This is a genomic window from Plesiocystis pacifica SIR-1, from assembly GCF_000170895.1.
GTDB classification, from domain to species: Bacteria; Myxococcota_A; Polyangia; order Nannocystales; family Nannocystaceae; genus Plesiocystis; species Plesiocystis pacifica.
On record NZ_ABCS01000105.1, the window covers coordinates 1 to 15,155 of the forward strand.

Here is a 15,155-nt window from a genome sequence, read left to right on the forward strand (position 1 = left end):
ACGCCACGCCCTCCCTGCCCCACGTCCACGACTCAGAGGGTCGGCCAAAACGAGTTTGGCCAACCCTCTGTCTACTTTAGCCGTCGTGGACGACGCCACGCCCTCCCTGCCCCACGTCCACGACTCAGAGGGTCGGCCAAAACGAGTTTGGCCAACCCTCTGTCTACTTTAGCCGTCGTGGACGACGCCACGCCCTCCCTGCCCCACGTCCACGACTCAATCCAGGGCCCGGTCGATGAGCGCGTTGAAGTAGGGCGCGTAGATCGGGTCGAAGCGTCCGCGGGCGCCCTCGAGGGTCGCGCGGGCGTCCGCGCGCTCGTCCGCGTCCTCGGCCTGGCGCAGAGTCACGAGCGCCTGAGCGACGGTGAACTCTCGCTCGAGCTCGCCGCCCTCGGCCGTGCCTTCTCGGGCCGTGACCTGGGTCAGATCGTCCTGGGCCTCGTCGAGGAGCCCGGCGTCGGCGCGGAACATCGCCCGCGCCAGGCGGACCCGCACGCCGGTGTTGTTCCAGGCCAGGGGCGGCTCGGACCACAGATCCTCGACCCCGAGCTCGAGGATCTCGAGGGCGCGCTCGGGGGTGGTCCCGCAGGTCCCGGCGGCGCTGAGGTAGGTGAGCTCGCGGTTGTAGGGCGACCCGGAGCGGCCGCGGAGCATGGCGTCGAGCTGGCGCTCGGCGAGCGCGCTCGCGCCCTCGCAGTCGCCCCGGAGCTGCGCGAGCAGGGCCCGGCGCATGTCCACGGAGTTGTGGAGCCCGCTGGCCTGGCCGTAGTGCTCGGTCAACATCGCGTCGATGGTGTCGAGCTCGGCCTCGGCGCGCTCGAGGTCGCCGACCCGCAGCCACGCGCTGGCGAGGTTGAGGCGAATGGACAGGAGGGTCGGGCTCATGGGGGCGCTGAGCGCGGACTCGATGCGCACCGCCTCGCGCTGGGCCTCGAGCCCGCGGCGGGCGAGCTCCCCATCGTCGAAGCTCAATTTCGTGGCCAGGATCCCGTAGTTGGACAGCTCCATCGCCAGGTAGCCGGACTCGGGGCCGAGCTCGCGGGCGTACTCGAGGACCACGGCGGAGGTGTCGAGGGCGGCGCGGTGCTGGCCCGAGGCGCGCTCGAGGAAGGCGCGGGCCTTGAGCAGCTCGATGCGGTTGTCGAACAGCTCCCCCTGGCCCTCGGCGAGGGCCTCGGCGACGGCGATCCACCGCCGGCTCTCGGCGAAGTCGCCGAGGTGGAGCGTGGCTCGGGCGCTGATCAGCGCGGCGTAGGTGGCCTCCTGAGCGAGGTCGGCGCGGAGGCCTCGGGCCAGGGCCCGAGAGGCCATCTCCAGGGCCTCGTCGTTGGCGAAGACGAGCAGATGACTGATCGCTCGCACGTTGAAGTAGCGCGTGTCGACGTGGGGGTTGTCGAGGGCCTCGACGCGGGCCTCGACGGCGTCGAGCCCCTCGGCCGCGTCGCCAGCCCGGCCGAGGCTGGTGTTCTGAAAGGCGGTCATCAGCTCGCGCTGGACCGCGTCGTACTCGGCGGCGAGGGCTGGATCGTCGGGGCGGGGCGCGGCGCGGAGGGCCTCGGGGTCCTCGCAGCGCGCGAGCTTGCCGAGCACGCCCGGATCGGCGGCGAGGGTCGAGGCGATGGCCGCCGGGTCTTCGGTCTTTTGCTCGAGCAGGCCGAGGAAGCCGTCGAACTCCGCGAGGCGCTGGTTGAGGCAGTGCATGCGCAGGTCGAAGAGCTCGGCCGAGAGCTCGTGGCGGTGGTGGTGGGCGACGCACACGGCCTCGCTCTGCTCGGTCCAGGCGTCGATCCAGGCGTCGAGGTGGCCCTCGACGCGCTCGGCCTGGGTCGCTCGGGTGGCGGGGTTCGTGCCTTCGAAGCTGGCGAAGCGCTCGGCGAGGTCCCGCTTGCGCGGCGCGTCCCAGACCCCGACGAGGCGCTGGGGGTCGAGCGCGCACGCGATGGGAGCCGCGGCCGGGGCGGGGGTCGGCTGGGGGCGGGCGAGCGCGCCCACGCCCACGCCCACGCCGGTGGCCAGGGTCAGGCCGAGGGCGATCTTCCATGGACGCGCCCGGCGTCTGGACAGCTCGGCCCGGAGCGCGGCGAGCAGGGCGGGCATGTCGGGCCAGCGGGCGTCGGGGTCCGCCGCCAGGCCGCGCTCGAGGATCCGGAGCAAGCGCGGCGGGACCGAGGCGGGGCCTGGCTTGCGCAGGGCCCCGTCGTCGATGGCCGCGATCAGCTCACCCAGGGTCACGGCCGAGAACGGCCGCCGCCCAGTCAGCGCCTCCCAGGCCGCGACGCAGAAGCTGAACAGGTCGCTGCGCGCGTCGAGGGGCCGGAGGTGGATCTGCTCCGGGGACATGTAGGCGGGGGTGCCGAGCATGGCCCCGGTGCGCGTGAGGGCCTGGAAGGCCGAGCCCGAGGGGCTCGTGCCAGAACCAGAGCCAGAGCCAATGCCAGAGCCCGCCGCGCCGCTGGCCCCGGTGTCGCCGAGGGCGGGGGCGAGCTGGGGCCGGTCGAGGGGCTCGGCGGCGTCGAGGGGCTCGGCGTGCTCGCGCCGGGCCAGGCCAAAGTCGAGCACGCGCACGCGCCCGTCATGGCCGACCATGACGTTGTCGGGCTTGAAGTCGCGGTGGATCAGCCCCACGGCGTGGGCGGCCGCGAGGCCCTCGCCGGCTTGGAGCAGGGCCTCGAGCACGGCGCCCCAGGGCCTCGCGTCCCGCTCCAGCCACGCGCGCAGGGTCTCGCCCTCGACGAACTCCATGGCGATGAACACCTGCTCGTCGACGAGCCCGACGTCGTGGACCGCGATCACGTTGGGGTGGTCGAGCTGGGCGAGGGCCTGGGCCTCGCGGAGCATGCGGGCCTCGGCGTGGCGCGACTGCCCGGGGTCGGCGTGGCGCTTGGGCGAGAGCAGCTTGAGGGCGAGCTTGCGGTCGAGGTGGGGGTCCCAGGCGGCGTAGATGATGCCCATGCCGCCCGCGCCCACGCGCTCGAGCAGCACGTAGCGGCCCAGCTGGCGGCCGGCGTCGCCGGGGCCCTCTCGAAGCGAAGGTCGCCGAGGGCTGGACTCGCCCTCGTCACCGAGCAGGGTCGGGTCCTCGGGGTCGACCCGAAGGTTGGCCGCGCCCTGGCTCCCGCTGCTGTCTCTGGTCCCGGACACCACCGACCTCGATGGTACGGTGGTTTCCGGCGGCTCTTTCAGCTGGGTTTGGAGTCGTCGCCGGCGTCCGCGGGCTGCCAGCGCGCCTTGGGCGTGGACTGGGACGCGGACGGCCCGGGGGGCATGCCGTGCAAGGTGGCGAGGTTCTCGTCGTCCCCGCTGCCAGCGGGCGCTTGGCCCGGGCCCGGGCCTTGGCGCAGCTGGCTGGGCAAGCCCAGCTGACCGAGCGGGCGCTTTTTCGGCATGCCCGTCAAGGTCGAGGTCAGCCCGGCCTCGTCGTCTTCGGCAGGGCTGGGCGCGCCAGCGACCATGCCTTCGGGCAAGGCTGCCGGGGGCGCTTCACCCTCGGGGAGCTCGCCCTCGGCCGTGGTGTCCACGTCAGTGCTGCTGACTTCGACAGTCTCGGCCGCCGTCTCCGCGCGCACCTGGCGAAAGCCCACGGCGAAGATGGCGATCGAGGTGACCACGGCCGCGAACACCATCGCCGGCAGGTCCTTGGTGTCCGCGATGCCCATGGTCGCCGGCAAGGTCGCGAGCACGCCCGCCGCCATCCCGCGGGGCAGGGAGATCATCACCATCTTGCGCTCGGGGCCCTCGAACTCCGGCTTGCGCGCGATCAGCATCACGGCCGGGATGCGCGTGGCCAGCAGCAGGGCGCCCACGACCACGCCCAGGAACAGCAGGCTCCACGGGGGCGCGAGCATCAGGCCGATGTAGGTGAAGAAGAAGCTCTTGATGATGAAGGCCGCCTGGGTGTGCACGGTGACGACGTCGTCGTCGAGCTGCAGGGGCTGGTCGCCGAGCTTGAAGCCCAGGCGCTTCATGAGCGCGTCGGCGTTGCCGACGATGACCGAGAAGGTCAGCACGCACATGGCCGGGTTGCCCCCGGTGCGGTCGGCGATGACGTAGAGGAAGAGCAGGGCCGTGAGCGTGACCGGGTAGGCGTAGGGGCTGCCGGCGAGCACGCGCAGCATCAGCACCCAGCCCCAGCCCGCGAGCAGGCCGATGCCCAGGGCGATGCCAAAGTTCTTGCCGAGCTCGACGAGCGTCGCCGAGCCCGAGGCCTCGCCGGACACGATGATCTTCATCATCACCACGGCCACGACCACGCACAGCGCGTCGGTCAGCGCGGACTCGAGGCCGACGAGGTTCGAGACCTTGCCCTCGACCTTGGCCAGGTTCATCGAGGGCATGATGATCAGCGAGCTCGAGCCGCCGACCATGGCCCCGACCATGAGGCAGTGGAAAAAACCCCAGCTCTCGGGCAGCAGGCCGGTCAGGGCCATGAGCTGGAGGAAGAGCGCGACGCCGAGGGTGCTCAGGGTGAAGCTGAGCAGGGCCAGCGCCGAGGCCTTGGGCGCGGCGCGGACCAGGTCGTCGATGACCAGCTGGCGGCCGCCGTCGAACAGCACGATGATCAGCGTCAACGCCGAGAACAGCGGCAGCACGCCCTCGAGCTGCGCCGGATCCACCGCGCCGGTCGCCCGCAGGACCACGCCCGCGAGGATCAGCCAGACCACGTCGGGGATCTGGGTGCGGGCAAAGATGATCTCGCCGACGGCTCCGAGCAGGAACAGGCCGCCGATCATCAACAGGTAAACGCCGGGATCCTCCATGTCCGCCGCGGAAACTAGCACTCCGCCTCTGCTTTGGGGGCGCGTTCTTCGCGCCTTTTGACCCCGCCCCCATGACAAGGGCAGGCGAACGCGCGATGCTGCGGGCCGTGAGGCGCCTGGCGCTCATCCTCTCGCTCATCGCTGCCGTCCTCGGCACCGCGACGGCCCTCGGGCCAGGCACCGCCCACGCCGGGGCGGGCGAGGGCGAGGGCGAGCTGGCTCCGGCGGAGGAGGCCAGCCCCGAGAGCGAGCTGGTCCCGCCCACGGCCAAGGGCTCCGTCGCGATTCAGTACCCCGAGGCCCTGCTCGAGCGCGAGGAGCCCCCCGGGGGCACGGTCATCGTGCAGTACGTCGTCGGCGTGGACGGGCAGACCAAGGAGCTCGAGGTCCTGCAGTCCGTCGACCCGGAGCTGGACCGCATCGTCGTCGAGGCCGTGGACGCCCTCGAGTTCGAGCCGGCGCTGTACCGGGGGCAGCCGGTCGAGGTGGTCCTGTCCGTGGCCGTGGAGATCGGCCCGCCCGAGCCGGCGCCCGAGCCCGACACGGACACCGAGACCGAGACCGGCGAGGGCACCCTGCCCGGGGCCTTCGACTCGGACGGGACCCAGGCTCCCGGTGACGCCGAGGCCCCCGTGGCGATCCGCGGACGCATCCGCGAGGCCGGTCAGCGCACGCCCATCGAGGGCGCCACGGTCATCGCCGTGCCCGCCCCGGAGGGTTGGCCGCTGGGTCAGATCCGGGGCAAGCGCTACGAGGAGGCCGTCGAGCCTCAGTGGCAGGTGCAGGCCACGACCGACGCCGAGGGCCGCTTCGAGCTGCGCGGCGTGCCGCCAGGAAGGGTCCGGATCATCGCCCTGTCCCGGGGCTACGAGCGCCTCGACTCCATCGAAGAGCTCGCCGGCGGCGGGGCCATCCTCGAGCTCGAGTACTTCGACAGGCGCCTGCCGAGCAACCCCTACCGCACCGAGGTCACCGTCGACCGCGAGCTGCCCGAGGTCACCCGCCGGACCATCACCCCCGAGGAGATCAACCTGCTCCCGGGCACCCAGGGCGACGCCCTCAAGAGCATCCAGAACTTCCCCGGCGTGGCCCGGCCGCCCTTCGGGGCTGGACTGATCGTGGTTCGCGGCTCGGCGCCCTCGGACACCAAGACCTACCTGGGTTACCACGAGATCCCCCAGCTGTTTCACTTCGGCGCGCTGACCTCGGTGTTCAACTCGGACATCCTCGCGCAGATCGACTTCATCCCCGGCAACTTCGACGCGCGCTTTGGCAACGCCATCGGCGGGATCATCAACGTCCAGCCGCGCAAGGGTCGGCGCGACGGCTACCACGGCTACATCGACTCCGACCTGTTCGACACCGGCGTGCTCGTGGAGGGGCCCATCGGCAAGGGCAGCTTCGCGCTCTCGGCCCGGCGCAGCTACATCGACGCCCTGCTGCTCGCCGTGATCCCGGCGGGCTCGGGCATCGACTTCAACGTCGCGCCCCGCTACTACGACTACCAGGCGCTGTTCGACTACCCCGTGGGCCCGGGCAACTTCAGCGTGCGGGTGTTCGGCTCCGACGACCAGCTCGAGGTCGTCGCGCCCAGCGTCAACGAGGAAGAGGCCGACGCCAACGACGGCTTCGACACGCAGATCGCCTTCCACCGCGTGGACATGGTCTACGAGGCCGAGCAGGGCCCGTGGTCCTTCCTGTTCACGCCCTCGTACCGCCACGAGCAGCTCGGCGGCGTGGGCGGGGACATCTTCTCCTTCCGGGTCACCCGGGACGTGTTCAACCTGCGCGCCGAGCTGGGCTACCGCCTGTCCAAGCGCGCCGGGCTGCGCATCGGCACGGAGGTCGCCGCGGGCGAGTACAGCCTCGAGGCCCGGGCGCCCGGCTTCCCCCAGCCGGGCCAGGGCGACAACGGCGAGTTCCTGGCCGCGGACCTGGGCGGGGCCTTCGGGAGCTTCTCGCTCTACTCGACGGCGACCATCGCCGCCAGCGATCGCCTGGTCCTCTACCCGGGCGTGCGCCTGGCCTACAACGGCGTCGTGCTCAACCGCGCCGGGCTGGACCCGCGCTTTCGCCTGGCCTGGAAGCTCACCGAGGACACCACCTTCAAAGCCGGCGTCGGCCTGTTCAGCCAGTACCCCGACGTGTTCGAGCTCAACGACGTGTGGGGCAACCCCAACATCGCCCTCGAGCGCTCGATCCACACCAGCGCGGGCGTGGCCCACATGTTCGACAGCATCGACCTGCTCGTCGAGGGCACGGCCTTTTACAAGTACGTCTACGACCTCGCCGTGCCCACGGACGTGCTGCTGATCAACAACGGCGCGGGCGCGACGATCGTGCCCGAGCGCTTCGACAACGCCGGCTACGGCCACGTCGCCGGCGTCGAGCTGCTGGTCCGCAAGAACCTGACCAACAACCTGTTCGGCTGGGTCAGCTACACCTTCAGCCGGGCCCTCTACGACCTCGACGACGGCTGGGGGCTGATCCCCTTCGACTTCGACCAGCCCCACATCCTCACGGCCATCGCCGTCTACAAGCTGCCGCGGGGCTGGAGCCTGGGCGGGCGCTTTCGCCTGGTCAGCGGCAACCCCTACATCCCGGTCTACAACGGCATCGACGACGTCTCCACGGGCGGCACCTTCCCCCTCGAGGGCCCGCGCAACTCGGAGCGCAACCCCGCCTTCCACCAGCTCGACGTGCGCGTCGACAAGAAGTGGACCTGGCGCTACGTCGGCCTCAACGCCTACGTCGACATCCAGAACATCTACAACCGGCGCAACATCGAGGGCCGGACCTACGCCTACGACTACACCCAGTTCAACGTGCTGGCGGGGCTGCCGATCTTGCCCTCGGTCGGGCTCAAGCTCGACTGGTAGGGCTCACAGCCAGCACAGGCACAGCAGGCTCAGCGAGTCCGGGCAGCTCGTCCAACTCGACGAGGGGCGGCTTCATGCGACTCACATTGCGGCTTCTGCAGCAGCCACGGGAGCCGCCTCGTCTGGCTTGGGGCTGGGCAGCTGCTCGAACCAGGACTTGGCCCGCAGCACCCGATCGACGTAGCTCTGGGTCCGCTCGGGGATGGGCTCGCCGTCGCGGATCCAGCCCTTCACCACCCCGGCGCCGCGGTTGTAGGCCGCGAGGGCGTGGGCCTCGTCGCCGTCGAACTTGTCGAGCTGCCGGCGCAGCAGCAAGGTGCCGGCGTGGATGTTGAAGTCCGGGTCGTAGGACCGGCGCTGGCGCTCGAGCAGCTTGGCCATGTAGCCGGCGGTCTTGGGCATGAGCTGCATCAGGCCCTGGGAGCCCGAGGGGCCCTTGGCCTTGGGGTTGAACTTGCTCTCGACCCAGATGACCGCGTTGATCAGCGCGGGCTCGACCTCGTGGGCGGCCGAGGCTGCGGCGACGATGTCCTGGACCGCGGCGATCTTCTCGAGCTGCTCGGCGTCGAAGGGCGGCGGGTCGGCGGGGGCCTCGGGCTCGGCGGGGGCTTCGGCGACGGGCTCGGGCCCGGGTTCGGGCTCGGCGGGGGCTTGGGCTCGGGGCTCGGGCTCCGGTTCGGGGGCCGGGGCTTCGACGGGGCTCGGGGGGGCGACCGGGGCCGCGCACGCGCCCGGGAGGCCCAGCAGCGCGAGCACGACGGCGCAGCCGAAGGCGAGCGAGCTGAGCGAAGACCGCATGCCGCATGAATCGCGCTGGCTCCGGGCCTTGTCAAATCGCCAAGCTGCGGCAAGCTCGCCCGTGATGATCGACCGTCCCCGCCTCCTCCGATCGCTCCTCGTCGTGACGCCGCTGCTGTCCTTCGCCTGCACCAAGGCGCCGACGGAGGCCGAGGTGGCGGCGCCCGAGCACGGGGCAGAGCAGGCCGGCGAGCACGGAGCGGACGGCCACCACGGGCACCACGCCAAGGGCGGCCACCACGAGGTCAACGAGCTCGGCTACCGCGGCCACCGCTTCGACGACGCGCAGGCCTGGTCCGAGCGCTTCGACAACCCCGAGCGCGACGCGTGGCAAAAGCCCGCGGCCGTGGTCGAGCACCTCGCCCTGCGCCCGGACATGCGCGTCGCCGACCTCGGCGCGGGCACGGGCTACTTCGCCGTGCGCTTCGCCGCCGCCGTGCCCGAGGGGGCCGTGCTCGCCGTCGACATCGAGCCCAACCTCGTCGAGCACATGGGCGCGCGGGCCGAGGCCGAGGGGCTGAGCAACCTCCGGGCCGTGCTCGGGCAGCCCGACGGCCCGGGCCTGGGCGAGGCCGTCGACGTGATGTTCATGTGCGACGTCTTCCACCACCTCGCCGATCCCGAGGCCTACTTCCGCGCCGCCGCCGACGAGCTCGCGCCTGGAGGCCGGGTGGTGATCGTCGACTTTCGCAAGGACAACCCGGACGACGCCCCGGGCCCGCCCGCGGCGATGCGCATGAGTGTCGAGCGGATCACCGAGGTGATGGCCGCGGCGGGCTACGAGCGCGTGGGGGACGACCCGGGGCTGCTGCCCTACCAGTACGTGCTGAGCTTCGCCCGCGCGGGTGAGTGAGGCCTGGACACGGGCACGGCGCTGCGAGTCGTGTCAGAGTGACCGCCGTGCTCGGGCAGGCCTCGATCGCTGCGACCTTGGTCGGCGCTCTGGCGCTGGGAGGCCCCCCCGTGCAGCGGCCCGGAGCGGCACAGGTCGAGCCGGAGCTGGAGCCAGCGCTGCGCTGGGAGGGGCCGCCGGAGTGCTCCGACGTCGAGCGTGTCCAGGAGCAGCTCACCGCCTACGCCTCCGAGCTGGGGCGAGGGGGCGAGGCCACGGCGTGGGTCCACCTGGAGCCGCGGGGCGCGGGAGGGTACGCGGTCGAGATCGTCATTCGTGACCGCCACGGGGAGCTGCGGCGGGAGCTCGAGGCGGAGAACTGTAGCGAGGCCGAGCGCGCCGCGAGCTTGCTGATCGCGGTGTTGCTCGATCCGGTGGCGACCTCGCGGGCGGTCGCGGTGTCGAGCTCGAGCGCGGCGCAGGTCGAGCCGAAGGAGCCGGCGGTCGAGGGGCCGACTGAACCCGAACCAGCTCCCGAGCCAGCCCCGGAGCCAGCCCCCGAACCCGCTCCAGCGCCGCCGGTGGAGCGAGCCGCAGCGCCCGAGCGCGAGGAGCCGCCACGGTGGCGATCGGGCTTTGGCGAGGGCACGGGCAGCGGGGAGCCGAGGCCCTCTCTGGGCGTGGCCCTGGGCCTGTTCGGCGGCGGGGGCTACGGGCCGACGAACACGGGGACGGGGTCCCTGGGTGGCTACGCCGCGCTCTTTGGCCCGCGCGAGCGCTCCGGGCCGAGCGCGCGGGGCTGGCGGGCAGAGCTGGCGGGCGGTTGGACGCTGCCCCGCACGGTGCGGGTCGACGGGGGTGAGCTCGGCGGACGCTTCGACGCGTGGAGCGTGAGCGGCCGGGGCTGCTACGTGCCGGCGCTTGGAGCAGCGGCGATCGAGCTCCCGATCTGCGCTGGCGTCGAGGCGGGTCGGGTGCGCGGCGAGGGCCTGGAGGAGCTGCCGATCCCGCTGACCAGCGCGCTCAACTGGGTGGCCCTGGGCCTGGGCGGTGGGGTGCGCGTGCCGATCGGGCGCCGGGTCGCGCTGGCGGGGGAGCTGCAGCTGGCGATCCCGCTGACCGGCGGGCGCTTTTTGATCGAGACCACCGAGGTCCAGCGGATCGCGCCCGTGAGCGTACGCGGGTTGTTTGGGGTGGAGCTGCGCCTGCCCTGAAGGCTGTCTGGAAAAAATTGGGGCGAGGCGAATGGATCGGGATGGAGCTGGCCATGATGAGGCGATGGCCGTGCGCCACCCCGTCCCCCGGGCTGCCTTCGAGGCGGCCTACGGCGAGCACGTCGACTTCGTGTGGCGGGCCCTCGCGCGCCACGGGGTCGAGCGCGCGGCCCTCGAGGACGCGACGCAGGAGGTCTTCCTGGTCGCGCATCGCCACTGGGGGGCCTGGGAGGGGCAGGCGAGCATGCGCGCGTGGTTGTGGGGGGTCGCCCGCCGCGTGGCCTCGACGCACCTGCGCACGCGCAATCGCCGGGCGCGCAAGCACGGCTCCCTCGTGGCGCTGCTGTCCTCGTCGTCGCGGCCGGAGGCCGGCGGAGGTGGGCTCGACGCTCGCCTGGACGACCGCGCGCGGCTCCGGACCCTGGCGGCGGCCATCGACGCCCTCGAGCCCAAGCTGCGCGAGGTCTTCGTGCTCGCCGACCTCGAGGACATGACCGCGCCAGCGATCGCGGAATTGCTCGGCTGCAACCTCAACACCATCTACACCCGCCTTCGGCGTGCCCGCGCAAAGATCCGCGCGGCGATGTCCGAGGCCGAGGGGAGCGACCCATGAACGCTCGGCGCGACCACCATGACATCGACGCGACCCCGCTCAGCCCTCGGTTGAAAGGCGAGCTGGCCGAGCTGCGGGCGCAGACCGGACCGGACGCGGCGGCGCGCCAGCGCATGTGGGCCGAGCTCGCCCTCGCGGGGGGCCCGGAGCCTGATCTCGATCCGGAGCCCGAGCCCGACCTGGGGGATGGCGGCGCTTCGACGGGCGGCATGGAGCAGCTGGGCTACGCGGCCAAGGTGGTGGGGGCGACGGCCTCGATGACCGCCGCGGGCCTGCTCGCGCTGCGTCTGGGCGTGCTCGGCGTGCAGGCGCTGGCCCCCGGAGACCCGGCCGTCGACACTGAGCTCGAGCTCGAGACCCACGCGCTCGAGGAGGCGGAGCCCGAGCCCGAGGCAGCGCTCGAGCCCGAGGGGGGCGAGCCCTCGCTAGAGGAGCCGAGCGCCGGGCGGGCCGAGCCCGGAGCGCGCCCCGAAGCGCCCGCGGCCAAGGCCCCCGCGCAGGCGGAGCTGCCGGGTGCTGCAGAGGACGGGAGCGCGGCGAAGGGCGAGTCGACGGGAGCGTCGGGCTCTCTGGCGGCCGAGCTCGAGCTGCTCCAGGCCGCCCGCGAGGCCCCGGACTCGGCGAGCGCCCTGGCTCAACTCGCCGAGCACCGCCGCCGCTTCCCCGAGGGGCAGCTCGTCGACGAGCGCGAGCTCTTGGCCGTGGAGCGGGCGTGCACGAGCTCGCCCAGCGAAGCTCAGGCCGCGGCGCAGACCCTGCTCGCGCGGGGTCGGCTGGGGCTCGCGCGCGTGCGCGAGGCGTGCCCGAGCCTCGAGCTCCCCGAATGATCGCCGGCGTGAACGGATGCGAGCGCGCCCGGCCATGTTGAAGGTGTGATGCGAAACTTCCAATACTCGTTCATCCGCGCGCGCTCCCTGCCTGCTTTGTTGCTCCCTCTCGCTCTGCTCCCTGCTTGTGTCTACATCGACGGGCAGATCGGCCAGCTCGACGACGAGACCGGTGGCGAGGAGGAGGACGGCGAGTCGAGCGACGAGAGCACGGGCAGCTCGCCCGAGAGCACCGGCGCCGAAGAGAGCGCGGAGGACGGGGAATCGAGCGACGAGAGCACGGGCAGCTCGCCCGAGAGCACCGGCGCCGAAGAGAGCGCGGAGGACGGGGAATCGAGCGACGAGAGCACGGGCGGCGTCGACCCCGAGTGCGAGGCGCTCATGGACGACCTCTACACCTTCTTCACCGACGTCGAGGACGACTTCTGCGCGCTGGTCATCCGCAACGACTACCAGACCGGCGAGTTCATCGGCTGGACCATGCGCTGCCACCCCGACGGCGCGCCCCTGACCCTCGAGCAGGCTCAGGCCATGAGCACCTGGGGCGGACAGAACTTCAGCGAGACCGAGGATCACTACCTGCTCTACGCCCCGCCCGGAGACTTCGGCGGGGTGGCCTTCGTGGGCGACAAGTCGGGCTTGGTGTTCGACGCGAGCATCGTCTGGGACGGCGCCGGCGACATCAACGTGCCCGACGAATTCATGGACCCCGCGCTCCTCGGCCCCGGCTGCTTTGAGGGCGCCAACTTGGGGGTCGAGTACGGGGCCTACGACTTGAGCAACGAGTCGGTCCCGAACTCCCTGCCGCCCGAGGCCGCGCCGAGCATCGACGCGGTGCTGGGGTCGGTGCTCTTCCCGGCGCTGCAGGGCTACCCGACCACGACCTCGATCCTGCTGTACCCGCGCAGCGTGGGCGCCTTCGACCCGAGCAACGCCGAGATCATCACGATCATCAACCGCTCCGCTTGAGTCGTGGACGTGGGGCAGGGAGACGCCTGGCCGAGCCTCTTGAGCAGGCGAAAGGCGCGTGTCCATGCCTGGTCATACGCATCCCCGAACGTGTTCTTCGTGGTCGAGTCCGAATGTCGGGAGTCTCGAGGTGGGTGGGGGCTTGCAAGCGAGATGCTCAGAACCTACGGTGTACGCTCATGACCGCTCGTATCATTGACAGCATGTCCCCCGCCGTGAAGGCGGAGGCGGAAGCGCGAGCTGCAGCGATGCAGATCAGCCTCGAAGAGTTCGTGGGTCGAAGCCTGAGCGCCGGCTTTTGCAACGACGACCTGAACTCGCTGGGGGCGAAGCACTCGCTCAACTTCGTGCCCGGGCCCAGCGGCGCCATTCGTAGCTAGCGCGACCACGGACCCCAGCCTGCCGGCCATCTGACTGCGTCGGGTGGTCGGCAGGATTTCGTCATGAGCTCGATTCCAGACAACTTCCCGCTGGGCCCATGCGACGCGCTGATCATCATCCCCCCCTTTGGTGACATCGAGCAGCCCTTCCTGGGCGCCCACATCCTGCAAGCGCTGGCCAGACAGGCCGGCTTCGAGCTCCGCGTGCTGTATGCGAATTTGCTGTTCGCGCACAGGGTCGGCAGCGCCCGCTATCGCGACATCACCCACCTGGAGGTCGAGCAGCTGTTCAAGGAGCGGGTGTTCGCGGCGCGGGCCTTTGGCGCGTCCGGCTTGAACGCGCGCGAGCTGGGTGTCGTCGGTCTGGGCGACGACGCGGCCGTGCAGGCGTTGATCTCGGCGTGGGTGACAGACGTGGTCGCGCTCGCGCTGAGCAGCGAGGCCTGGGTCCTGGGCTGCACCACCACCTTCGAGCAGAGCTCCGCCGCGATCGCGCTGCTCGACGAGGCCAAGCGCGCGGCGCCCGAGCGCGTCACCATCTTGGGGGGAGCCAACTGCGAAGACGAGATGGCGCGAGGCTTGCTGTCCTTGAACGCCGCGGTCGACTTCATCTTCTCCGGCGAGAGCGAGGCGACCTTCCCAGCTTTCTTGAGCGAGGTCCTGGGCCGGGGTCACCGGCCCGAACAGCGCGTCTTTCATGGCCAGCCCTGCCTGGATCTGGAGGCGCTGCCGCTCACGAGCTTCGACGACTTCTTCGAGCAGCGCGCGGCGCTGTTCCCCGACGAGCCGAGCGAGACCGTCAAGATCCCCTACGAGACCAGCCGCGGGTGTTGGTGGGGCCAGAAGCACCACTGCACCTTCTGCGGGCTCAACGGGGGCGGCATGGGCTACCGCGAGAAGTCGGCCGACAAGGTGTTCCGCGACCTGAACGCGCTGCACCAGCGCTACGCCTACGACGAGGTGATGATGGTCGACAACATCATGCCGCACGGCTACTTCAAGAGCTTCGTGCCGCGGGCTGCCGAGGAGCTCCCGCCGGGGACGCGGATCTTCTACGAGCAAAAGGCCAACATCACCCTGCGCAAGGCCATGGCCCTCAAGCGGGCGGGCATCGACCACATCCAGCCAGGCATCGAGTCGCTGAGCACCGCGCTGCTGCGGCGCATGGACAAGGGCATCAAGGCGAGCCAGAACATCGCCCTCATGCGCTACGCCCGGGCCGTGGGGCTGCAGCTGGTCTGGAACCTCCTGGTCCGGTTCCCGGGCGACCGCGAGGAGGACTACGAGGGGATGATCGAGCTGATCCCGCTCCTGGCTCACCTGCGGCCCTCGGCCGGAGTGCACCAGGTCTCCTTCGATCGCTTCAGCCCCTACTTCAGCAAGGCGCGCGAGCACGGCCTCCGCAACTTGCGGCCCTGGCCGGCGTACGCCGAGGTCTACCCGGAGCACGCGGACATCGAGGCCCTGGCCTACCACTTCGACGCCGACGTCGTGAGCGCGGTCGATCGAAAGCCCGCATTGGTGACGGAGCTGGCCCGCCTGTGTACGGAGTGGGAGTCGCGCTGGCAGGTCCGGGAGAGCGTGCCGCGGCTGCAGATCACCCCGCTGTTTGGCGATCAGTACGTCCTGGTCGATACCCGCGGACTTCCGGGCGTCCCGAGCGAGCGCATGTTGACCCACGACGAGGCGAGCTTGCTGCTGGTGGGCGGCGCCCGGGAGGACAGGGCGCAGGCGGCTTGGGCCGTGGACAACAAATGGTTGGTGGAGCTGGATGGCCGCCTGGTGCCGCTGGCGATCGCGCCGCCAGCGGTGTTCCTGGCCTTTGAAGAGGCGAGCGCTCGGGTCATCGAGGAGCAAGAGCGCTTCTCTCTACCGGTCCTCTGAAT

11 protein-coding genes are annotated in these 15,155 nt (G+C 71.4%); 8 read left to right on the forward strand and 3 right to left on the reverse strand.

Annotated elements, in window-relative coordinates; all coding sequences use genetic code 11:
* Nucleotides 1-216: 216 nt before the first annotated feature.
* On the reverse strand, nucleotides 217-3,141 hold the full coding sequence (locus PPSIR1_RS44620; RefSeq protein ID WP_157596253.1) for a serine/threonine-protein kinase: 2,925 nt from the start codon (nucleotides 3,139-3,141) through the stop codon (nucleotides 217-219).
* Between the two features lie 38 nt (nucleotides 3,142-3,179).
* Nucleotides 3,180-4,757 carry a cation:proton antiporter domain-containing protein gene (locus tag PPSIR1_RS33905; protein ID WP_006975770.1) on the reverse strand — a complete coding sequence of 526 codons (1,578 nt, stop codon included), beginning with the start codon at nucleotides 4,755-4,757 and terminating at the stop codon, nucleotides 3,180-3,182.
* A 107-nt stretch (nucleotides 4,758-4,864) separates the two neighbouring features.
* Here PPSIR1_RS33905 and PPSIR1_RS33910 point away from each other — a divergent pair, with 107 nt between their 5' ends.
* Complete coding sequence (locus PPSIR1_RS33910) at nucleotides 4,865-7,636, forward strand: TonB family protein (RefSeq protein ID WP_198154678.1); 2,772 nt, start codon at nucleotides 4,865-4,867, stop codon at nucleotides 7,634-7,636.
* An 81-nt stretch (nucleotides 7,637-7,717) separates the two neighbouring features.
* On the opposite strand, the gene PPSIR1_RS48600 is transcribed toward PPSIR1_RS33910, so the two are convergent.
* Nucleotides 7,718-8,434: a lytic transglycosylase domain-containing protein gene (locus tag PPSIR1_RS48600; RefSeq protein ID WP_006975772.1), complete on the reverse strand. Its 717-nt coding sequence runs from the start codon at nucleotides 8,432-8,434 to the stop codon at nucleotides 7,718-7,720.
* A 64-nt stretch (nucleotides 8,435-8,498) separates the two neighbouring features.
* Between PPSIR1_RS48600 and PPSIR1_RS33920 the strand changes: the two genes are divergently transcribed.
* The 7 genes from PPSIR1_RS33920 (at nucleotide 8,499) to PPSIR1_RS33945 (ending at nucleotide 15,153) form a co-directional block, all read left to right on the forward strand.
* The gene (locus tag PPSIR1_RS33920; RefSeq protein ID WP_006975773.1) at nucleotides 8,499-9,287 is read left to right on the forward strand and encodes a class I SAM-dependent methyltransferase; all 789 of its coding nucleotides are present in this window, start codon (nucleotides 8,499-8,501) and stop codon (nucleotides 9,285-9,287) included.
* A 110-nt stretch (nucleotides 9,288-9,397) separates the two neighbouring features.
* Nucleotides 9,398-10,480, forward strand: a complete 1,083-nt coding sequence (locus PPSIR1_RS33925; protein WP_157596254.1) for a hypothetical protein — start codon at nucleotides 9,398-9,400, stop codon at nucleotides 10,478-10,480.
* Nucleotides 10,481-10,544: 64 nt separating this feature from the next.
* Nucleotides 10,545-11,093, forward strand: coding sequence for an RNA polymerase sigma factor (locus PPSIR1_RS33930; RefSeq protein WP_006975775.1), 549 nt, complete (start codon nucleotides 10,545-10,547; stop codon nucleotides 11,091-11,093).
* Nucleotides 11,090-11,920, forward strand: a complete 831-nt coding sequence (locus tag PPSIR1_RS33935) for a hypothetical protein (protein ID WP_157596255.1) — start codon at nucleotides 11,090-11,092, stop codon at nucleotides 11,918-11,920. Before PPSIR1_RS33930 ends, PPSIR1_RS33935 begins: the two co-directional genes overlap by 4 nt.
* Nucleotides 11,921-11,968: 48 nt before the next feature.
* Entirely contained in the window at nucleotides 11,969-12,889 is a 921-nt protein-coding gene (locus PPSIR1_RS33940; protein WP_157596256.1) for a hypothetical protein, read from the forward strand.
* 203 nt (nucleotides 12,890-13,092) lie between these two features.
* Complete coding sequence (locus tag PPSIR1_RS48605) at nucleotides 13,093-13,269, forward strand: hypothetical protein (RefSeq protein ID WP_157596257.1); 177 nt, start codon at nucleotides 13,093-13,095, stop codon at nucleotides 13,267-13,269.
* A 63-nt stretch (nucleotides 13,270-13,332) separates the two neighbouring features.
* The gene (locus tag PPSIR1_RS33945) at nucleotides 13,333-15,153 is read left to right on the forward strand and encodes a RiPP maturation radical SAM C-methyltransferase (protein ID WP_006975779.1); all 1,821 of its coding nucleotides are present in this window, start codon (nucleotides 13,333-13,335) and stop codon (nucleotides 15,151-15,153) included.
* Nucleotides 15,154-15,155: the final 2 nt, after the last annotated feature.